Source organism: Patiriisocius marinus (assembly GCF_008974325.1).
In the GTDB taxonomy this organism is placed as follows: domain Bacteria; phylum Bacteroidota; class Bacteroidia; order Flavobacteriales; family Flavobacteriaceae; genus Patiriisocius; species Patiriisocius marinus.
This window is the reverse complement of sequence record NZ_BKCG01000004.1, coordinates 213,252-234,131: the sequence shown is the minus strand read 5'-3', so window position 1 is coordinate 234,131 and position 20,880 is coordinate 213,252. Positions and strand designations below refer to the sequence as shown.

The window sequence follows — 20,880 nt, the reverse complement described above, 5'->3', positions numbered from 1 at the left end:
GGTAGAGGTTACTACTAGAAATAAAATCTATCAATTAGGATATTTATATGAAATGAAACATACTATAAAACTCTTCTTATTTCTTTTAGTTTCTATAAGTTCTTTTGGGCAAGAAGTCACTCGAGTACTTGTTAATGGTGCGATTACGGCACCTTTAGGAGAACCTGTTGAAGGAATCCATATTTATAATATTTCCTCACAAAAGGGTACGGTTACAAATGAAATTGGTTTTTTTGAAATGGAAATGGCTGAAAATGATCGTTTAGAAGTAACAGCGCTTCAGTTTGTAAGTTTTAAAGTAATTGTTGATAATGGTATTATTAAAACAGGACAAGTTAAAATATATATGAACCCAGCTGTCAATCAACTTGAAGAGGTTATAATTAAACCCTATGATTTAGCTGGAAATATTACAGTTGATGTTGGTAAAATAACCACTTTTGACGCAAGTCAAGGTTTAGGTTTGTCATATGAAGAATTGACCTTCGCATACGATTTTGCTCCAGATGCTGTAACGGCAGTAATAGGAATTGTAGCAAATGATGTATTTCATAATGGACAAACTCAAAATGGTCTAGATTTTAGGAAAGGTATTCCAGCTTTGTTTCGTGCTATTTTTGGTAGTAAAGAAAAGTTGCAAACAGCTGAGCAAATACTTGCAGAAAATGATAAGCTCTATTATAGTTTTAGAGGAAGATTTACAGATAAAATTATTAATAGTAGATACGGTATTCCTGAAGAAAGAACAGCACAATTTATTGATTACCTTAGAGATAAAGGAATTCCTAAAGATTTGATGAAATTAGAAAATGAGCTTTTATTGTATGAATTTATTGCTAAACAAAGTGCTATATTTTTAGTTCAAATTGAAGAGTAGTTTAGTACTTTATATCATCCTTTTTTTAATAAGCTACTCAAGCTTTTCTCAAAACGAACGTTTAATTGAAGGGGATTTGACTAATGAAATTGATGTGGAAGGCATCCATATATTAAATAAAACATCGCGTTTTAATGCAATTACTGATCAAAACGGAAATTTTAAAATTGAAGCAAATGCTAAGGATACGCTCGTGTTTTCGGCTATAAACTTTTATCCGCAACAGGTTGTTGTTACTCAAGAAAATTATGTGAGTCAAAGTATTGTTGTTACGCTCAAATATTTGACAAATGAGTTAGATGAGGTTGTGATAGGAAATCAATTGACAGGAGATATAACTAAGGATTTAAAAAATATTAAAACTGAAAAGAATATAAATTTTGATGATGTTGGAATTCCAGGTTTTAAAGGAGAGCCAAAAGAAAAAATACCAGATATGCTAGGGGAAGTAATTACGCCAGTTTCAGTAAATATTGATGCCTTATATAAGCATCTTTCAGGATACTATAAAAATTTAAAAAAGATGAGGCAATGGCAAGGTCAGGCAAATGCTGTTGCAATTATTTTATCATTATATCCACCATCTTTTTTTGAAGATGCATATAAAATTCCAGAAAATAGAGTTTATGATTTTGTGTTGATGTGTGTTGAAACTTCGGAAATGCAACAAGATGTAGCACTCTCAAATTATAACGGAATTTTAACGGTTTTTAAAACTAATGCCCCGTTATATTTAGCGAATTTAGCCGAAGAATAATTAACAAAATTTAATGCTTTTAGGCATTGTATAAATGTTTAATATTTCAGAATAATAAAAAAGATAAAAAAGTGTTTTTGTAACAATTAACATCTCTACATTACTAATAAAAGATACCCCTATTACTATGAAACGCTTAACAATACTATTACTCCTTATTGCAGCACCATTGCTTACTGCAGCAGGTATTCATAAATTTTATGCGAGTGTAACTAAAATTGAATATGTTGCGCCCAAGAAGTCTCTTCAGGTTATTACTCAGATATTTACAGACGATTTAGAAAAAACGTTAAGCGAAAGGTCACAGCGTAAAGTCCATTTAGGGACTAAAAAAGAAACTGAGGCTGATGTTGAATTGATGAAACAATACATTGTTAAAAAATTAGCCTTAACGGTAAATAATGAACCTGTTGTTTTAAAATATATTGGACATAAATTTGAAACAGATCAAGTAAAACTTTTTTATGAAGTTACAAATATTACTAATTTAAAAAGTGTTGAGATTGAAAACACTGTATTAATGGGTATGTTTGAGGATCAACAAAATATTATTCACTTTAAAACTTCTAAAAATAGAAGGAGTTTAATACTTGAACGTGAAAATCCTAAAGGATTGTTAAAATTTGATTAAATCCTTTCAATAGTAGGGGAATACCTTATTTTTAAAAACCAAATAAATTTAACAAATAAAACCAATGAAATTAGTCAAGTTATTATCTCTTGTGGTACTGTTTTCATCAACAGGAGTCTTGTTTGCTCAGGATGTTGAAAGTAAAACAGAGCGTAAGCCAGGTCACACAAACGAAAACAGGTTTAAACAGCTTTACCAGGAGTTTTCTACTCCTAACCAGTACCGTTCTGCAAACGGAGCTCCAGGGCCTCAGTACTACCAGCAACAGGCAGATTATGTAATGGACATTGAATTGGATGACGAGAATGCTCGTATCTACGGTGAAGAAACTATCACATACACTAACAACTCACCAGATGTATTAGAATATCTTTGGGTACAATTAGATCAAAATGTACGTGCAAAAACGTCTCAATCTCCTTTGATTGAACCTAGTGGAGCTGCTCCAGTTGAGCAAGCATCATCATTCGTAAACAAGTATATGGGTGAAGGTTTTGATGGAGGTTTTAAAATTGATTACGTAAAAGATACTAAAGGAAATAATCTTCCACACATAGTAAACCAAACTATGATGCGTATTGATTTGCCAAGCGCATTGCAGCCAGGAGATAAATATAGCTTCAGTATCAAGTGGTGGTACAACATTGTTGAACACACAGTTGATAGAGCTCGTAGTGGATATGAAACGTTCGAAGATGGTAACAGAGGATATGTAATTGCACAATTCTATCCACGTATGGCGGTTTATAATGATGTTGAAGGATGGCAAAACAGCCAGTTTTATGGTCGTGATGAATTTGCATTACCATTTGGAGATTTTGAAGTAAATATAACTACTCCAGCAGATCACGTTCTTGACGGAACAGGTGTGTTGACAAATCGTAAAGAAGTTTTTAGTAAAGAAATGATGAATCGTTACAACAAGGCAAAAAAATCATACGATAAGCCAGTAATGATTGTAACTCAAGAAGAAGCTGAAGCAGCTTCTAAAGGAAAAGTTCGCTCAAAGAAAACTTGGAAGTTAGACGCTAAGATGGTTCGTGATTTCGGATTTGCATCATCTAGACGTTACTTATGGGATATGATGGCAGTAAAAATTGGTGGTAAAGACGTTATGGCGGTTTCAGTATATCCACCAGAAGGAAATCCACTATGGGAAGATTATTCAACACTTGTAGTTGCTAGTACATTAAAATCATACTCTCGTATGTCATTTGATTACCCTTACCACAAGGCAATTTCAGTACATGCGAAGCAACAAGGTATGGAATACCCAATGATTTGCTGGAACTATGGTCGTCCAGATAAGGATGGTAGCTACAGTGATCGTACAAAATACGGAATGATGAGTGTTATTATTCACGAAGTAGGGCACAACTATTTCCCAATGATTGTTAATAGTGACGAGCGTCAATGGACATGGATGGACGAAGGTTTAAATACTTTTGTACAATACGTTGCTGAGCAAGATTTTGGTGAATGGTATCCAGATGCAATTGCACCTAACAAGGCATACCCTTCAAGAAGAGGACCAGCTAAAAACATTGTTAGTTATATGGCAGGTGATCAAGATTACATTGCGCCAATTATGACTAAAGGTTTAAATACGTATAATTTTGGAGCAAACGCATACTCTAAACCAGCAACAGGATTAAACATATTACGTGAAACTATAATGGGACGTGAGTTATTTGACCACGCTTTTAGAACATACTCACAAAGATGGATGTTTAAGCACCCAACACCAGAGGATTTTTTCCGCACAATGGAAGACGCATCTGCAGTTGACTTAGATTGGTTCTGGAGAGCTTGGTTCTACACAACAGACTATACTGATATAGGTGTTAAAGATGTAAAGAAATTCTACGTTTCATCTAAAATGAGTAAAGAAATTAAAGAAATGATTGCTGCTCGTGGAATGAAAGAAAGCGATCTTCCACCATTAGTTTACTTAGTTGAAGAAGGTAGCGATGAGTTTGAAGAGTCTATGAAAACACAATCGTTAAATGATGTAACAACTTTACAAACATATTTAATGGATAATATGTCTCCAGCAGAAAGAGCTAATTTAAAGCAACCTAAGTATTTCTACGAAGTTACTTTTGAAAAGCCAGGTGGAATCCCAATGCCAATTATCGTTGAGTACACTTACAGTGATGGGTCTACAAAGCGTGAAACATATCCAGCACAAATCTGGAGAAAAAATGATGCAGAAGTTGGTAAAACTATAGCGTCAGATTTGGAGATTACTAAAATTATGGTAGATCCAGATGAAGAAACTGCGGATATTGATACCTCTAACAATGCGTGGCCAAAACGTAAAAAATTAGGTGAATTTGATACTTTCAAAGAAGGACAGAAAAATTAAGGTGTAGCTTACGCCAAAATTTTAAATATTTAAGCCCGCTATGTTTTATTACATAGCGGGCTTTTTTATTAAATTATAGTGTTATAATTTTTGGAATCTAACCAGTTTGATATTTATAATTTAAATTATGAAATACATAATTCTGAATTACTATTTCTGAATTGAAAAATGAATATCTTTGCACTATGATTTCAAACCATCTTCTTTTTATTAGCGGTGCCGAAATAGCCTTCATACTTTTTTTCGTGCTACTCATTTTTGGTGCAGATAAAATTCCCGAAATAGCTCGTGGATTAGGTAAAGGGATGCGTCAAATAAAAGATGCTACTAATGATATTAAATCTGAAATCACTAAAACTGCTGAAAAGCAAGGTTTAGATATTGACATCACAAAAGATGTTAGAAAAGAAATTGATTCTATTAAAGATGATATTGAAGAGTTTGGCGGCTCCGTCAAAAGAGGGAAATTCTAAATGTACGAGGCAATAAAAAAATGGGATCGTGATTTATTTGTTTGGTTCAATAGCCTTGGAATAGAACAATACGATAGCTTTTGGATTACAGTCACACACATTGAAACTTGGATTCCATTATTTGCATTGTTTTTCTTTCTATTATTTCATTTTTACGGTTGGAAAAAAGGTGCCATACTTATAGGCTCTTTGCTTGTAACTTTTGCAGTTACTATGCTGTTTACAGATCTTGTAAAAGGTAATATAGAGCGTTTACGGCCTAACAATGTTAAAGCATTTTCATCAATAATTAGAATATTGCAAAAGCCAGAAAACTTTAGTTTTTTCTCAGGTCATGCTTCTTCAAGTTTTGCAATTGTAACATTTATCACACTTACACTTAGAAAGTATACTAAATGGATCTATATAGCATATTTATGGCCTTTACTTTTTGTAATGAGTCGATTATATGTTGGTGTGCATTATCCTAGTGATATATTAGTTGGAGCATTAGTGGGAGCAATATTTGGAGTATTTGGTTATCGAATATCTAAATATTTTGTTAAAAAATTATAAAATGCATATCTTAGGTTCTTAAATCAACCCATATTCATTTTATGAAAAAATCTTACCTCTTACTTGCAACCGTAGGTCTGTTGCTATTTGTGAATTGTTCACAAGAACCTATAGCATCTACAATCGATACAGAAGCATCTTTAGAAAATTCAATATCTCAGGATTTGCTATCTATCGACCAAATCAATCAAATTATTGATAAAGAATTACGTGAAACAGGCGAATTTGATTGGAATAATACTTCAGATCAAGTGCTGTGGAGTGCCACGGTACACGGAAAAAACTTACTGACTATTGGTTATGGAAATATCGGCGAAAGTTTCAGCACAAGTCAGAATAAATCTAGACTAAACATTTCAAAAAATAGCATTCTTGAAGTGGTTCAAATTTCAGAAAAGAAGACAAAAAAGCAAGCGTTAGTAGAAGATGATGAGGTGTTAAATGTTGTAGATGTAGTTGTTGAAAATATTAATAGCATTACCGAACTACGTAAAAGAAAGGACATTCGATATTTAGAGCCTAATGGATATTCATTTTTTACAAATACAAATTATCCTGAAAACCAACGTTCATCGAGCGGTTGTAGCCAAGATGGACAAACACTAAATAGTGCTGATTATAGAACAGTAGCGCCAGGTTCATTAGTTAGCTGGACGTACGATAAACATAATATAACGCAGGCTTGGCAACATAGTACTGGAGCAAATGTTACAGTGGCAGTTGTCGATACTGGGATTTCTCCTAATCAGTCTTTATTAGGTAGTAATTTTAATGATGGTTATAGTTCTGGTAGAACAGTACAGAAATATGGGACTTTTATAGATTCTAACTGGTGGTGGAGTACTAATATTGATGGTCCTAATGATAGGTGTGGTCACGGTACAAGTATGTCTGCAACAATAGCATCTCCAAGAAATAATAACAATCTTCCAGTAGGTGTTGCTTATAACAGTAATTTAGTTTCATATAGAGCTACGGAAGATGTTGTTCTAAATGATTACCACGAACGTAAAGGTGTTAAAAATGCATTAGTACAATTAGGAAATAGGAGTGATGTTAAAATAATTTCAATGTCAATTGGGTATCCTTGGAGTATAGGTAATGTAAAAGATGGAGTGCGTTATGCACATAGTAAAGGAAAATTAATTTTTGCTGCTGGAGGAACTTCATTAGATTTTACAAACTGGTACCCTGTTATTTTTCCTGCAAGTATGAGCGAAACAGTAGCGGTTACAGGAGTTACTGATAGCGGAAATTATCAACAGTGTGATGTATGTCACGACGGTAGTCAAATAGAGTTTACCGTTGTTATGGAACGTGACAATAATAATAATAGAACAAGTACTGTACTTGGTTTTAATAATGGACAATCAAGCTATGTAGGGGGTTCTAGTGTAGCAACTGCAACAACTGCAGGTATTGCTGCGTTAGTTTGGTCTAAATATCCAAATTGGAATAGAGATCAAGTTTTACAAAGGCTTCGTCAAAGTGCCGATTTATATCCTTACAAAAGCAGCACCAAAGGCTACGGAAATATTGATGCTTTACAAGCTGTTCAATAAATAATAGCTCATACAAAATTAAAAGCATCGCTACCATAATAGGAAGCGATGCTTTTTTTATTCTGAAATTTTAAAAATGTTATTACTTAACTCTACTAATGGTTAATCCATCTCTAATTGGTAATAAAACGGTTTCTAAAAGCGGATGTGTGTTTAGTGACGTGTTGTATTCTAAAATAGCTTTGGTGTCTAAATCGTCTTCTTTTAATGGCTCTACTACTTTACCACTCCATAATACATTATCACTTAAAATAATTCCACCAGAATTCATCCTAGATACAATGATTTCAAGATATTTTGGGTAGTTGCGTTTGTCTGCATCTATAAAAACAAGGTCAAACTTTAAATCAATAGTTGGGATTATTTGTACTGCATCACCAATGTGCTGTTTGATATTTGTCCCGAAATCTGACATTTCGAAGTATTTGCGTTGTAAATCAAATAATTCTTCATTAATATCAATGGTATGTAATACACCATCTTTCTTCATACCTTCGGCTAAACATAAAGCCGAATAGCCTGTATAAGTGCCAATTTCTAAAATATTTTTAGGATTCAAAAGCTTAGAAATCATACTTAGTACACGACCCTGAAAATGACCACTTAACATTCGTGGAGCTAATACTTTTTGCCAAGTTTCTCGTGTGAGTTTCTGAAGTAATTCTGGCTCTTCTTGTGAGTGCTTTACTGCGTAGTCGTCTATGTTTTCTGGAAGGAAATGCATTTGAAATTACTTTTATTTAAAATTTTGAGTGATGTGTGACAGCAAAGATATTTCAAGTTTGTCATTCAATACCCAGAATTTCTCATCAATTTCTTCAATAAAAGCTTCTTTAAATTTTCCAATTTCACCATTCCTGTCATCAATGTCTGCGGGAACACCTTTTTTAAATTTTGAATTGAATTCAATCATTAACTCAGCTATTTCATGTTGATTTAAAAGTTTTAAATCTGCTATAGTATCTGAGTTGTATTCAGCTCCGTAATTTATATAGTGGTCTATTAATCCATCAACTACTAGAGGTTCAATATTAAACCAAATTCGTTCATTTTTAGTGAGTTCTTCATAGTTGCTAAATCCTTTAACAACTATAAGTTCCCATGCTTCTTGAAAATCGTCTCTTGTCATTAATTAGCTTAAAATACGTTCAATCAATTTTTTCTTAGCAACCTCATCATCTCCACATAACCATTGGATTACATTGTCTTCCCAGATGGCGTCACATTGTGCATCATTTAGAATATGTTGTTTTTTAGCTAAATCAAGTATTTTTCCAGGGTATGATGATTGCTTTTCACTTTCCATTTCACCTAAAGGATATGGATCATCAAGTCCCATTACTATTTGTTTCGAGCCTTGATTTTTTAATAAAAGCTCTAATCCTCCAGTATCGTGTACAAGAGTATCAAAGAAAATATTTTTATGTCCTACAGCTTTACGAGGGTGTGTTTTTCCTTCAAATAAATCTGGACGGCCATCAAAACCTTGAATACGTCTTCCTAAATTCATTTGAGCTAACTGTCCACCGTGAGCAAAACAAGTTCGCATTCCAGGATATTTATCTGCGTATCCATTTAACGTTAAAAAGTGGTAAGCATCTGCACATTGTGCAAGCATCCATATTAAGTGAAAGCGCCAAGAAGTATTTTCAAGTTTGATGAATTTTTCTCCATCGTATGGATGAATTTCAACAGCTAAATTATACTTACTTGCCATTTCGAAAATAGGTTCATTTTCTTCATCAAAAATACAACGCCAAGTCCCAATTGTATCCATATAATGTGTAGGTAAACACAATAATTGCATACCTAGTTCTTCTACACATCTTTCAATTTCCCATAATGCCCCTCTAACTACACCAGGATGTACTACAAAACCGCAAGTAAACTTAGAAGGGTTTTCTCGTTGAACTTTTGCATTAAAGTCGTTTTGGAATCTTAAAGCTTGTTTCATTTCTTCTAAACGAAGCCCGTTTCCATAGAGTTGGGAAAGGTTTAATACAACTGCGTGGTCAATTTTGTATTTTTCCATCCACGCTAATTTTTCATCAAGGAAAAAACTAGAATCCGTAACTGGACGGCTCCAGTCCTTTTGGAGCATAAATTTTCGGTCTTTATCTACCCAAAATATTTCTTTGTCCTGCATAAATTGAGGAATCTCTTCAGGATAAGGAAGTAGGTGTGAGTGGCCGTTAATTCTGAGCTTTCTTTTTTCCATGTGTTATTTTGGCGTAAGCTAAAAACTTACTAGTTAGTTGGTGAAATTTCGTCTTTGATAAAGTTACAATTAAATTTCTCAATGAACCCTTACGCATTAGGGAAGAGTCTAAATAATTTATAGGCTTTTTGTGCGCCCACCATCAACTGGTAAATTAATTCCGTTGATGTATCCAGCAGCTGGACTTGCTAAAAATGCTATTGCATTTGCTACTTCCTCAGGTTGTGCAAAGCGTCTTGCAGGAACTACACTCTTCATAAATGCCTCTGCTTTTTCTTCTGAACCGTCAAAACGTTTAGCAGCATTGCTTAAAATACTAGCAAGTCTATCAGTTGCGGTGAACCCTGGTAATACATTATTTACTGTAATCCCAAATTGCCCTAGCTCATTTGCCATTGTTTTACTCCAGCTTGCAACTGCACCACGAATGGTATTACTTACACCTAATCCATCAATAGGTTGTTTTACTGATGTGGAAATAACATTAATAATACGTCCATAATTATCCGTTTTCATTCCAGGAACTACTGCTTGTACTAAGATCTGATTACATTCAAGATGCATAGAAAAAGCTTTAATAAACTCAGATGTATCTGCCGAAAATATTGGTCCACCTTTTGGTCCACCAGTATTATTTAGTAAAATATGAAAGTTTTTGTTTTGAGTAGCAGCGGTTACTTTCTCTTTTAGTAATTGCGGGTTTGTAAAATCAGCTACAATGTATTCGTGTTGTTGTCCATCTTGCGTAGCTAGTGTTTTAAGAGAAGCTTTTAGCTTTTCTTCATTACGAGCTACTAGTGTTATGGTTGCGCCTAACGAAGCTAATTCCTGTGCTGCTGCTTCGCCAATTCCTGCACTTCCACCGCAAATCATTGCTTTTTTGTTTTTTAAATTAAGATTCATAATGCTATATCAATGTTTATTTTATTAGTTTTTGAGCTCGTCAGTTTCTAAAATTGCATATTCTAAATTATCCGGCCAGCCGCTTTTTAATAATTTATTAATACCATTAAGTTATGTGACAACTCTGGATATTAATATATTTCTAGTGTGATTAAAGTTTTAGTCATAGGAAATACAAACGTTCTTAGCTTCCGTAAAAAATTTAAGTGCTTCAAAGCCACCTTCACGGCCTACGCCACTTTGTTTAACTCCGCCAAAAGGCGTTCTCAAATCACGATTTAACCATGTGTTTACCCAAACTATTCCAGCTTCTAATTTTTTAGAAACGCGCATTGTTCTGTTTACATTACTTGTCCATAATGTAGAAGATAAACCATATTTTACATCATTAGCCATAGCAATAACTTCATCTTCAGTATCAAATGGCATAATCGTTACAACGGGTCCAAAAATTTCTTCTTGGTTTAGTTTACAGCTATTTGAAGTTACTTCAATAATAGTAGGTTCTAAATAATAGCCGTTTTCTAATCCTTCAACAGTAATTCGTTTCCCACCACATAAAATAGTATCCCCTTCCGTTTCTGCTAAAGCAATATATGATTGTACTTTTTCTAAATGTTCCTTTGAAACTAAAGCACCTATATTAGTGTCAGCTTTAGAAGGGTCTCCAATTTTTAAAGCTGAAACTTTCGCCACAAAATCACTTTTGAATTTTGAATATAAACTGCGTTCTACAAAAATTCTGCTTCCGCATAAACATATTTGACCTTGATTAGCAAATGAAGATCTTACTGTAGTATCTATCAATTTATCATAATTACAATCAGCAAAAATTAGATTGGGATTTTTTCCTCCCAATTCTAAAGAGAGCTTTTTAAACATTGGAGCTGCAGTGCGAGCAAGATGCTCACCTGTTTTTGTGCCACCTGTAAACGAAATGGCTTTTATATTTGGATGCTCCACAATTGCTTGTCCAGTTTCTGGGCCAACCCCTTGTACAATGTTTAAAACACCTTTTGGCAATCCTGCTTCGGTTAATATTTCACCTAAAAGAAAAGCAGTTAGCGGTGTTACTTCACTTGGTTTAGCAACCACGCAATTACCAGCAGCAATTGCTGGGGCTACTTTCCAAGTAAAAAGGTATAAAGGTAGATTCCATGGGGAGATACAACCAACAACACCTATGGGTTGACGTAGTGTGAAATTCATTGTATTCATCCCTACACTTTCGTGTGCTTCACTAGCAAACTGTGTAATGGCATTACCGAAAAATCTAAAGTTTGATGATGCTCTTGGGATGTCTACGGCCTTTGCTAAGCTTAATGGTTTCCCATTATCCATTGATTCCGCTTCAGCTAATCTGTCAAGGTTTTTTTCAATTAACTCGGCAACTTTTAAAAGTATTCTGCTTCGTTCATCTATTGAGGTATTACTCCAAGATGGGAATGCAACAGCTGCAGCTTTATACGCATTTTCAACATCCTCTTTTTTAGATTTGGCAAGTTTACCATAAACGTCTCCGTTGCTTGGATTGTAAAGGTCTAGCCAATCGTCTGCAATAGGATCTGCATAATTCCCGTCAATGTAGTTGTTTAAATACTGCATAATTCCAATTGTTATTTTTTGAAAAATGTTTCTAATCCTAAATAAGCGGCAAGGTGTAATGTGTCTCCGTGATTTAGATTTTCAAGAAATTTAAATGTTACCTTATTCTTTTCTCCGTGCGCTTGTAAAAGGTTGTAATAAAGTTTAGTTGCTCCAGTTTGCATTAAAGGTCCCTCTGTTCCTACTGCAACAAAAATGTTTATTGGTTTTTTGACTTCTGTGGGTTTCATCTTTAAAAGCGACTCATCATCCCACCAAGTACTTGGGCTAACAATTAAATAGTTATCAAATAGCGATGGTTGTTTTAATACAATTTCCGAAGCTAAAAGTCCACCAAGTGATTGTCCAATAATCGTTTTTACTTCGGAAATTTTAAAGTTCGAAGCCATATACGGTTGTAATTCATCTCTTAAAAACTGAATAAATTTTTCAGAACCTCCTGAAGTGGGGAGCTCTTTATTATCAAGCTCGCTGTTTGAAGGATATGTGAAATCTCGTTTTCGGTCAATATTTGCAATCCCAACGACTATACTTTCTGGGATGATATCCAACCAAGAAAACGATTGAAATTGTACCAAACCAGCAATATGAATAAAATCTTCATTTGCAGATCCATCAAGTAAATAGATGACAGGGTATTTTTTATCTGAAGTGTCATATCCCTCTGGAAAATAGATGTTTAATGTTCGATTTTCTTTTAATATATCCGATTTTACAGTGATTATTTTTCCTATCTCAAAAGCTTTAGATGAAACATCTTTTATATTTTTTTGCGCAGATACGGTACCCGAAGCTATACAAAGCAAAAGGCATAATTTCAAACTGTATTTAAGGAAATCGATTTTCAAACTTTTAATTTAAAGGTTTATAAGCGGTTACTTTAATTTCGATGTTAAGATGTGGATGCGGTAATTGATGTACCGCAACAGTAGTTCTAGCTGGCCCAGTTTCTTTGCTGAAAAATTCGCCATAAACTTGGTTGTAACCACCAAAGTCATTCATATTAACTAAAAAACTACCTACGTCAACAACGTCTTCCATAGTTGCGCCCTCCGTAGCTAATACATCTTTTATGTTGTTTAAAACAGCACGAGTTTGTTCTTTAATGTCAAGAAAGATAGTTCCCATTTCATCGATTTTATTTGCTCCTGCTATAGTATTGTCTGGTAAACGGGAACTTGTACCACTTACAAATAGAAAATCGCCTGCTCTTTTAATATGTGGATATGCTCCTCGTGGTGTTGCTTTGTCTTTAACTAGTCCCATAATATTGTCTGGTCGAGCGCAGCCGAGGTCTAAATTGAAATTGATATTTTGAAAGTTTCCTCGACTGCGCTCGAGGGAACATTTATATTTAATTTGAAGTCTTATTCTTTATGAAAAGGCTACATCATCATCGTGTAATATGGCATTCGTTTCGCTTATTACAATGTTTAAAATTTCCGAAGGTTTATCAGCTTCAGATATTTTTTTGTCATCTAATAAATTTAGAATGGCTTTGTCTTGTGCTCTTCCTTTTCTTAAAGCTTCTGCATACCCAATATTTTCATTGAAAGTAACTAGGGAATATTTACTTGAATACACATCAGGAAATTGCGATTCTAAAATCATTTCAATCTTCCTTTTTTGTTGAAATAATGGGCTTGCTGTGTGCTCTTTCATTTCGTGAAAGTTGTCTACTGCAAGGTCTGCAATAGCATCAGTATCATGTTTACGAGCTTTTTCGTACTCGTAGAATACTTTTTTCCAATCTATTGAAGCATCTTTTTGGTTCTCTAAAATTTCATCAAAAACCACCACATCTTCAAATGATGCATTCATTCCTTGACCATAAAATGGAACGATGGCGTGAGCAGCATCTCCTAAAATTAATGATTTTCCATAGCTGTTCCAAGGGGAGCATTTAATAGTTCCTAATGGTCCCGTTGGGTTGTCAAAAAATTCTTCGACAAGGTTAGGCATTAATGCAACGGCATCAGGATACTCCTTTGTAAAATATTCTGTAACCATTTCAGGTGTTGTTAAATTATCAAAACAGTAGTCGCTATTTGAATACGGTAAAAACAATGTTACCGTAAAACTACCGTCTAAATTTGGAAGTGCAATTAACATATCTTCACCTCTTGGCCAGATATGCAATGCACCTTTTTCGGTTCTATATCCTCCACTATCTGAGGCAGGAATTGTAATTTCTTTATAGCCGTGAGTTAAATAGTCTTGTGAAAAACTAAACAAGAAATTTCTATCATTAAACATGCTTTTTCTAACTACGGAACCAGCACCGTCCGTTCCTAAAATAATGTCACCTTTTAATTCGGTTCTTTCTTTTGTAGTGTAGTCTTCGAAAACAGCAGATGCGTTTTCAAGATCGACAGATTTACAGCCTTTGTTGAAAATAATCTCAACGTTTGGCATTGCTTCAGCAGCATCTAGCAGTAACATATTCAAACCAGGACGAGATATCGAATTTATATATTCGCCATCACGACCGCTGTAGTTACTCATAAAGGTGTTGCCTTCTTTATCGTGAATCATTCTCCCTAACATTGGGATACATAATTCTAAAGCTTTTTCTTCTACGCCTGCTAAACGTAGACCTTTTAATCCACGATCACTTAGTGCTAAGTTTATTGAGCGTCCTGCATCCTGAGTAACATCGCGCAAGTCTGGACGTTTTTCTACAAGTGTTACTTGAAATCCACGTTGAGCCATTCTAAGCGCAAGAAGGCTTCCACACAGTCCTGCGCCAATAAGTAATAGGTGTTGTTTTTCTGTCATGTTTCTAGTATTACAATACGTTTTTCAATCGTTCAACAAACTCAAATACATCTTCATAATTGTTATATAGAGGTGCTGGAGCAACCCTAATAACATCCGGTTCTCGCCAGTCACTTATTACGTGTGCTTTTGTAAGTTTTGTGTGTAAATCTTTATTTGCATTTTTAACTTGGATACTTAATTGACAACCGCGTTCTGCTTTATCTCTAGGTGTAATTATATGTATTTGATCGTTGTCTAGTTCATCTAATAAGTACTCTAAATAGCCTGTAAGTTTTTCGCTTTTTGCTCTAATAGTATCAAAGCCTGCTTCTTCGTAAATATCTAAACTAGCTCTAATAGCTGCCATAGATAAAATAGGAGGGTTGCTTAATTGCCAACCTTCAGCGCCTGAAAGAGCATCAAATTCGTGACGCATATTAAAACGAGTTTCTTTATTATGTCCCCACCATCCTGCAAAGCGGTTGAGGTCTTTGTTATCTGCGTGACGTTCATGAACAAAACAACCACCCAAACTTCCTGGGCCACTGTTTAAATATTTGTAGCTACACCATACAGCAAAATCTGCTCCTGTGTTGTGTAAATCTGGCTGGATGTTTCCAGCTCCGTGTGCTAAGTCAAAACCAACCATGCAGTTGTGAGAATGGCCTAACTCTGTTATTTTTTTTAATGGGAAATGTTGACCACTGTAATAATTTGTACTGCCAATCATTAATAACGCAATTTCATCGCCTTGTTCTTCCATTATTTTTTCAAGGTCTTCAAAGCGGCATAAATCTTCACCGTCTCTCGGTGTCCATAAAACCAGTCCTTCTTTAGAATCAAAACCGTGAAACTTAAGTTGGCTTTCCATTGCATATTTATCGCTGGGGAATGCATCACTTTCAATTACAATTTTATATTTAGTTTTTGTAGGCTGATAAAATGATACCATCATTAAGTGCAAGTTTGTAGTAAGGGTATTCATCATTACCACCTCACTAGGTTTTGCGCCAACAATTTTAGCCATAGAGTTTGTTAAAAACTCGTGATAAGGAAGCCAAGGGTGTTCAGCATCAGTATGGCCTTCCACACCGTGTTTTGCCCAATCAGTCAACTCATTTTCTATATATTGTTTTGTTGTAACAGGTTGTAAGCCTAGCGAATTTCCGCAGAGGTAAATTTGCGGATTTCCTTTGTCGTCTTTGGGTAATAGAAATTTACTTCGGAAATGTGCTAGCGGATCTTCACGGTCACATTGTTGAGCAAATGCTAAGGTATTTTGGTAGGTCATTGGTTAATTATTTTATGACTTTAACATTAGTAAAATATATTTCGAAACCATCATCAGCTTTATGCATTTTTGCGATATTAATTCCGTTGAAATTTTCGTAATCTTCCCAAGTTGTGGTCATTGATGCATCAGGTGAGTTACCTTTTCTGAAAACCCATTCCTTCACTATATAATCATTTCCGAAATAAAAATCATACGCATCTCCTGGTGTGTAACCACCTTCATCGCTATAGGTTAGTGTTAACATATTTAGGGTGTCCTTAGATCTAGGAGCTATTTGGTTTTCTTTTTCTGAAATTTTTGTACCACTATCCCACACTAAATTGAATGGAGCAAGCAGCCAGAATTTATCATTAATAAACGCAGCATCGTGTTTCATTGAAATACTATCTAGTGTATTTCGGTTAAAACTAACAGTGTCAGTTATACTGGTCATAGTGACATCATTTGTTTTTGGTTTCCAAGTCCATTGGCGACCGCCAGCACTTTGACCATTTCGTCCTACATTAAATGTAAAATTAATTTGGGATACATCTTTCCAATTATTGAAACCATTTTTAAGTGCGATGGTTTGAGCTGTAGTTAAGTTTTTGTTTTGGTCAAGTTCTAGAGATTGATTATTAGTGTCAGGATTCAAGTTTTCTTTGCAGGAGCTGAAAATAGTTAGTACTAATAATAGACTGAAGATGTTTTTCATTGGGTGAGCTTTTCAGTAAAAATAAGAATTTATAGTGCTATGTTTAACACTTAAACATAAAAATATAGTATTGGCAAAAGTAAATTTAATTGAAAATGGACCTCTTGTCGTTGTGGTAGAAATGACGATTACTCACGAGGATAGAACAACAGATGTTAAAGATACTAGAGCTTCTTTTTGTAGATGTGGTAAAAGCGAGAATATGCCTTTTTGTAATGGGGCACATAAAGGGGAACTTTAAAAGCATTAATGTAGATTTTTAAAATTTCGGCATAAAAAAAGTCCCTTTCTTTACTTTGAGAAAGGGACTTTAAATTTTTATTTATTAATTAATCAACAGCATCTTCAATATCATCTGCTACTTTTTCTACTGTAGATTTTTCTCTACAACTTACTGTTCCGGTTAAAAGGCCTAAGGCCATAACTACTACAAGAAATTTTTTCATGGTGTGTTTGTTTAATAATTATTAGTTGTTTAAGTTTTGTGAAGACTTAGTTAGGGTCTTCTTCCAGTTGCTAATCGATATAAAATACCGATGACGGCCAATACTAAAAGGATATGAATAAGGCTTCCTACGGCTTCACCGAAGCCAAAATAACCTACTAACCATCCTACAATTAGTATTACAACTACTAGCCAAATTAAATCGCTCATTATTGTTGTTTTTTAGATTAGTTATGTAAATATATATTGTTAGGAGCCGTTGTAATTTTCATTTAACAATGTTTAACTATAAGAGTTAAAATATATTTAAATTGCTAATGAACTATTGTTATTATTGTGTATTGCATATAAAAATATTTGATTAATTAAAATAACTGTGAATAAATGACTGATTTAACAAAAGCGTTTAATTTAAATAAAGAAACTTGGAATAAGCGAATTGCACAACACGTGGCAAGTGATTTCTACGATGTAGCTGGTTTTAAAAAAGGACAAACCAGTTTAAATATTTTTGAGCTTAAAGCGCTTGGTGATGTAGTAGATAAATCAATATTGCATTTACAATGTCACTTTGGTCAAGATACGTTGAGCTGGAGTAGGATGGGGGCAACTTGCACTGGTGTTGATATTAGTGATGCTGCAATTGCGTATGCACGTACATTGAATGATGAAATTTCAGAAGATGCGACTTTTGTTTGTTGTAATGTTTTAGATGTTGCTAAGCACATTGATGAGAAATTTGACATTGTTTTTACAAGCTATGGAACGATAGGCTGGCTGCCAGATTTAAAACCGTGGGCACAAATGATTGCCGAACGTTTAAAACCAGGTGGTGTTTTCTACATTGTAGATTTTCATCCTATTGCGTGGATGTTTGATTATACAGTTTCGCCACCAGTTATGAAATACGGTTACCAACAACGCGAAGCTATTTATGAAGAATACACAGGGAGTTACGCCGCACCAGATGCCGACTTTGAAAGCAAAGAATACGGCTGGAACCACAGTTTGGGTGAAGTAGTTTCTTCGCTTGCAAATGCAGGATTGACAATCGAATTTTTAAAGGAATATGAGCAATCCCCTTACAATGTATTTCCAGATTTAGTGACAAATAAAAACGGGTTGTATGAATTGCCTTCTAAACTCTATCCTTTACTTTTTGAGGTGAAGGCTGTTAAAGATAAAGTTTTTATTGGGAACAGCCTTCAGGAGTTTTAATTTCAGTATAAGCAAAATTATCTACTTCTTCTTGTATAGTTATAGTAAGATCTCCATTAAAAATATTTACTATTTGGGGTTCATTCTCATCATCCTCGCCACAGGCAATAAGAGTTAATGCGATTAATATGAAAAGGAGCTTTTTCATAGTTTTAGTTTTTTTATTGTGAGCACGCAGTTGTTGATTCCATTTGTGGTTCGGTTGGATTATAAGCATTTCCGTTTACTTGATATTCTGAATAAACTTGTGGCTCAATATATTCATCATAACAAGTGGTGTTTAGCGCATATGTTGTTAAAGCACAAAAGTCTGTTAGTTGGCTGTTATTGTTAATGTAAATCCTTGCTCTGTCTCCACTTCCGGATGATGAGGTAAGGTTATTTAGTCCTTCAAGAGAAGTTATACCTACAAGACTGTTTATCTCTAATTCCTCAATTGCAGTTAAGTTTTCTAAGCCATCAATAGCTGTAATAGAAGGTAGATTGCTAAGATATAGACCGTAAAGGCTAGTTACATTTGTTAGAGAGGGTAAATTGCTAATTTGTGGTAGGTTACCAAGATTTAATGTGTTTAAAGACGTGGTGTTATTCAGAAATGTGAAATCATTAAGCAATGGTAGGTTAGTAAATTTAATGTCATTAAAACTGATAGAACTCAATGGGTTGAAATTAGAGAGTAGCGGTAAGTTGTTTAACTCTAATCCATATATTGAATTTACATTATTTAAACTACTAATGTCAGATAGTTGAGGAGCATCTTTTATTTTAAGATTCTCAAAAGTATTTACATTACTAAGTGCGCTAATATCATGTAACGCTGGTGCATTATCTATTGTTAAGCTTTTTAAAGTTTGAACGTTGTTGAATCCATTTAAATTTGTAATACCTGAGTTTTCAATTGATATAGTGCACTCATCACAATTTGCAGCAATATTTGGAAGTATGATTTCAGGAGTGTCATTAAGTTCAAATCTAATATATTCTCCACCTATTGTTAGTGCGCTAATATCTGTAAGACTTGGATTATTTTGAATTAATAACCAGCTCGCTGATAAGTTTTCTAAACCATTTATATCATTTAGGTTTGAGTTGTCCCAAATCCAACAAGTGCCTACTTCCGTTAAGTTTTCTAAACCATCTACATTAGTTATTGTGGCTTCGTGAATCCAAAATTTTCTAATGGTTTGTATATTCGATAAGTTATTTAGGTTTGTAATGTCGTCACCTGTATTTGTTGCTGAAATTGTTAATTCATTTATTGAAGTATAAGGGGGTAAATTATCTACCTCTGTTTGAGTCCTTAGCGTAATAAAGCAGTTTCCGCAGTCTGGGTTAAAAGGAGTGATTTCAGTTCTAAACGAAAAATTTGTGACAGTGCTGTTTCCGGAGGTGTCTACTGCAAAAATAGAACCTGAGTATTCATAGTCAGAAAAAAGCTGCGTAAAATCCCAATAATTATTAGTGTAGTTTTCAGCTAATACTTCGCCTTCTAAAACTATTTTATAGGAAACTGTCCCTTCAATACTTTGAGTTGGTGTTGTCCAGTTAATACCCACTTCGTGATTTGTTACATAACCAATGGTTACGTCAAAAGTATTTGCCGATGAATTTGGGTCTGATGTTGTGTCGTCATCTCCACCACATGAAACAAGTAAATAAGCGAAAAATATAAATAGTAACTTTTTTATCATAGTAGCTTTTCTTTTTAAGATACTAATTTATGAAAACCGTTGCGCTATTTGTTGTTAAATGATAAAAAAAGGAGATTCCATTTTTATGAAATCTCCTTGGGGAATTTAATAAACTAGCTATATGTTAATGAGTGTCAGTTTTAAGTAATTCAGGGAATTTACGTTGAAATCTTTTTAATCGAGGAACAGATACATTTTGTATGTAAGGGTTGTTAGGGTTTAGGCGTTCATAATTTTGATGATACCCTTCAGCTTCCCAGAATTTTTCAAATGGTAATACTTGAGCTGCTACTTTACCTGTTCCAATCTCTTGTTCAATTTCAGTAATCTTATCATCAATAATGTTTTTCTGAGCATCATTTTGATAAAAAATTATTGAACGATATTGCGAACCTCTATCGCCACCTTGACCATTTACTTGAGTAATATTTTGTGAACCAAAATACACATCAACTAGGGTTTCAAAACTAACCACACTAGGATTGTAAATTATTTCAACTGCTTCAGCATGTCCAGTTCTTCCTGTGTTGCTAGACTCGTAGGTTGGGTTGTCTGTATGTCCACCAGAATATCCCGAAATAGATTCCTCAACACCTTTAACACTTTCATAAATGGCTTCTACGCACCAAAAGCATCCGCTTGCAAAATAAGCTCTGTCAAGTCCATTTTTAGTTGGGACTTCAACAGGGGTTTTAGACAATTGCGCTTTAGCTTCTGCTTCTTTATTAGTTTTATTTGATGACTGGCAAGCAGCTTGAAGTGAAAATATTACTGTAGCGATAAGTAGTATGGTGTATTTTTTCATAGGTTTTATTTTAAATACTTTGTC

At 34.3% G+C, this 20,880-nt stretch carries 23 protein-coding genes; 9 read left to right on the top strand and 14 right to left on the bottom strand.

All coding sequences use genetic code 11. From position 1 onward, the window contains the following. Positions 1 to 52 precede the first annotated feature (52 nt). The 7 genes from GBH57_RS09570 (at position 53) to GBH57_RS09540 (ending at position 7,223) form a co-directional block, all read left to right on the top strand. Complete coding sequence (locus tag GBH57_RS09570; RefSeq protein ID WP_151674269.1) at positions 53 to 877, top strand: peptidase associated/transthyretin-like domain-containing protein; 825 nt, start codon at positions 53 to 55, stop codon at positions 875 to 877. Next, positions 867 to 1,634, top strand: coding sequence for a carboxypeptidase-like regulatory domain-containing protein (locus GBH57_RS09565; RefSeq protein ID WP_151674268.1), 768 nt, complete (start codon positions 867 to 869; stop codon positions 1,632 to 1,634). Before GBH57_RS09570 ends, GBH57_RS09565 begins: the two co-directional genes overlap by 11 nt. A gap of 127 nt (positions 1,635 to 1,761) precedes the next feature. Continuing rightward, the gene (locus GBH57_RS09560) at positions 1,762 to 2,265 is read left to right on the top strand and encodes a DUF6702 family protein (RefSeq protein ID WP_151674267.1); all 504 of its coding nucleotides are present in this window, start codon (positions 1,762 to 1,764) and stop codon (positions 2,263 to 2,265) included. 64 nt (positions 2,266 to 2,329) lie between these two features. After that, positions 2,330 to 4,633, top strand: coding sequence for a M1 family metallopeptidase (locus tag GBH57_RS09555; RefSeq protein WP_151674266.1), 2,304 nt, complete (start codon positions 2,330 to 2,332; stop codon positions 4,631 to 4,633). Between the two features lie 185 nt (positions 4,634 to 4,818). Continuing rightward, positions 4,819 to 5,106: a Sec-independent protein translocase subunit TatA/TatB gene (locus GBH57_RS09550; RefSeq protein WP_151674265.1), complete on the top strand. Its 288-nt coding sequence runs from the start codon at positions 4,819 to 4,821 to the stop codon at positions 5,104 to 5,106. Next, entirely contained in the window at positions 5,107 to 5,661 is a 555-nt protein-coding gene (locus tag GBH57_RS09545; protein ID WP_151674264.1) for a phosphatase PAP2 family protein, read from the top strand. Positions 5,662 to 5,702: 41 nt separating this feature from the next. After that, the gene (locus GBH57_RS09540; protein WP_151674263.1) at positions 5,703 to 7,223 is read left to right on the top strand and encodes a S8 family peptidase; all 1,521 of its coding nucleotides are present in this window, start codon (positions 5,703 to 5,705) and stop codon (positions 7,221 to 7,223) included. A gap of 82 nt (positions 7,224 to 7,305) precedes the next feature. Here the strand turns inward: GBH57_RS09540 and GBH57_RS09535 are convergent, their stop codons facing one another. The 10 genes from GBH57_RS09535 to GBH57_RS09490 form a co-directional block, all read right to left on the bottom strand. Further along, positions 7,306 to 7,947, bottom strand: coding sequence for an O-methyltransferase (locus GBH57_RS09535; RefSeq protein ID WP_151674262.1), 642 nt, complete (start codon positions 7,945 to 7,947; stop codon positions 7,306 to 7,308). A 12-nt stretch (positions 7,948 to 7,959) separates the two neighbouring features. Further along, the gene (locus tag GBH57_RS09530) at positions 7,960 to 8,352 is read right to left on the bottom strand and encodes a DMP19 family protein (protein WP_151674261.1); all 393 of its coding nucleotides are present in this window, start codon (positions 8,350 to 8,352) and stop codon (positions 7,960 to 7,962) included. Positions 8,353 to 8,355: 3 nt separating this feature from the next. Beyond that, the gene (locus GBH57_RS09525; protein ID WP_151674260.1) at positions 8,356 to 9,441 is read right to left on the bottom strand and encodes an amidohydrolase family protein; all 1,086 of its coding nucleotides are present in this window, start codon (positions 9,439 to 9,441) and stop codon (positions 8,356 to 8,358) included. A 117-nt stretch (positions 9,442 to 9,558) separates the two neighbouring features. Then, positions 9,559 to 10,344, bottom strand: coding sequence for an SDR family oxidoreductase (locus GBH57_RS09520; protein ID WP_151674259.1), 786 nt, complete (start codon positions 10,342 to 10,344; stop codon positions 9,559 to 9,561). 159 nt (positions 10,345 to 10,503) lie between these two features. After that, the gene (locus GBH57_RS09515; protein WP_151674258.1) at positions 10,504 to 11,949 is read right to left on the bottom strand and encodes an aldehyde dehydrogenase; all 1,446 of its coding nucleotides are present in this window, start codon (positions 11,947 to 11,949) and stop codon (positions 10,504 to 10,506) included. Positions 11,950 to 11,960: 11 nt separating this feature from the next. Further along, entirely contained in the window at positions 11,961 to 12,755 is a 795-nt protein-coding gene (locus tag GBH57_RS09510) for an alpha/beta hydrolase (RefSeq protein ID WP_235904683.1), read from the bottom strand. A gap of 46 nt (positions 12,756 to 12,801) precedes the next feature. After that, entirely contained in the window at positions 12,802 to 13,215 is a 414-nt protein-coding gene (locus tag GBH57_RS09505) for a RidA family protein (RefSeq protein ID WP_151674257.1), read from the bottom strand. A gap of 108 nt (positions 13,216 to 13,323) precedes the next feature. Next, positions 13,324 to 14,727, bottom strand: a complete 1,404-nt coding sequence (locus tag GBH57_RS09500; protein ID WP_151674256.1) for an FAD-dependent oxidoreductase — start codon at positions 14,725 to 14,727, stop codon at positions 13,324 to 13,326. 10 nt (positions 14,728 to 14,737) lie between these two features. Continuing rightward, positions 14,738 to 16,000, bottom strand: coding sequence for a kynureninase (gene kynU / locus GBH57_RS09495; protein ID WP_151674255.1), 1,263 nt, complete (start codon positions 15,998 to 16,000; stop codon positions 14,738 to 14,740). Between the two features lie 7 nt (positions 16,001 to 16,007). After that, entirely contained in the window at positions 16,008 to 16,697 is a 690-nt protein-coding gene (locus GBH57_RS09490; protein WP_151674254.1) for a hypothetical protein, read from the bottom strand. Positions 16,698 to 16,767: 70 nt separating this feature from the next. Between GBH57_RS09490 and GBH57_RS09485 the strand changes: the two genes are divergently transcribed. Beyond that, positions 16,768 to 16,938, top strand: a complete 171-nt coding sequence (locus tag GBH57_RS09485) for a CDGSH iron-sulfur domain-containing protein (RefSeq protein WP_151674253.1) — start codon at positions 16,768 to 16,770, stop codon at positions 16,936 to 16,938. 255 nt (positions 16,939 to 17,193) lie between these two features. Here the strand turns inward: GBH57_RS09485 and GBH57_RS09480 are convergent, their stop codons facing one another. Beyond that, positions 17,194 to 17,352, bottom strand: coding sequence for a lmo0937 family membrane protein (locus tag GBH57_RS09480; RefSeq protein WP_151674252.1), 159 nt, complete (start codon positions 17,350 to 17,352; stop codon positions 17,194 to 17,196). 174 nt (positions 17,353 to 17,526) lie between these two features. Between GBH57_RS09480 and GBH57_RS09475 the strand changes: the two genes are divergently transcribed. Further along, positions 17,527 to 18,360 (top strand): class I SAM-dependent methyltransferase, encoded by an 834-nt coding sequence (locus tag GBH57_RS09475; RefSeq protein WP_151674251.1) that lies wholly within the window; start codon positions 17,527 to 17,529, stop codon positions 18,358 to 18,360. Here GBH57_RS09475 and GBH57_RS16020 read toward each other — a convergent pair. The 3 genes from GBH57_RS16020 to msrA all read right to left on the bottom strand — a co-directional run bounded on the left by GBH57_RS16020 (position 18,332) and on the right by msrA (position 20,856). Continuing rightward, complete coding sequence (locus GBH57_RS16020; RefSeq protein WP_161596088.1) at positions 18,332 to 18,508, bottom strand: hypothetical protein; 177 nt, start codon at positions 18,506 to 18,508, stop codon at positions 18,332 to 18,334. The two genes, GBH57_RS09475 and GBH57_RS16020, sit on opposite strands and share 29 nt — an antisense overlap. Before the next feature lie 13 nt (positions 18,509 to 18,521). Beyond that, positions 18,522 to 20,051 (bottom strand): hypothetical protein, encoded by a 1,530-nt coding sequence (locus GBH57_RS09470; protein ID WP_151674250.1) that lies wholly within the window; start codon positions 20,049 to 20,051, stop codon positions 18,522 to 18,524. A gap of 124 nt (positions 20,052 to 20,175) precedes the next feature. Continuing rightward, entirely contained in the window at positions 20,176 to 20,856 is a 681-nt protein-coding gene (gene msrA / locus GBH57_RS09465; RefSeq protein ID WP_151674249.1) for a peptide-methionine (S)-S-oxide reductase MsrA, read from the bottom strand. Positions 20,857 to 20,880 lie beyond the last annotated feature (24 nt).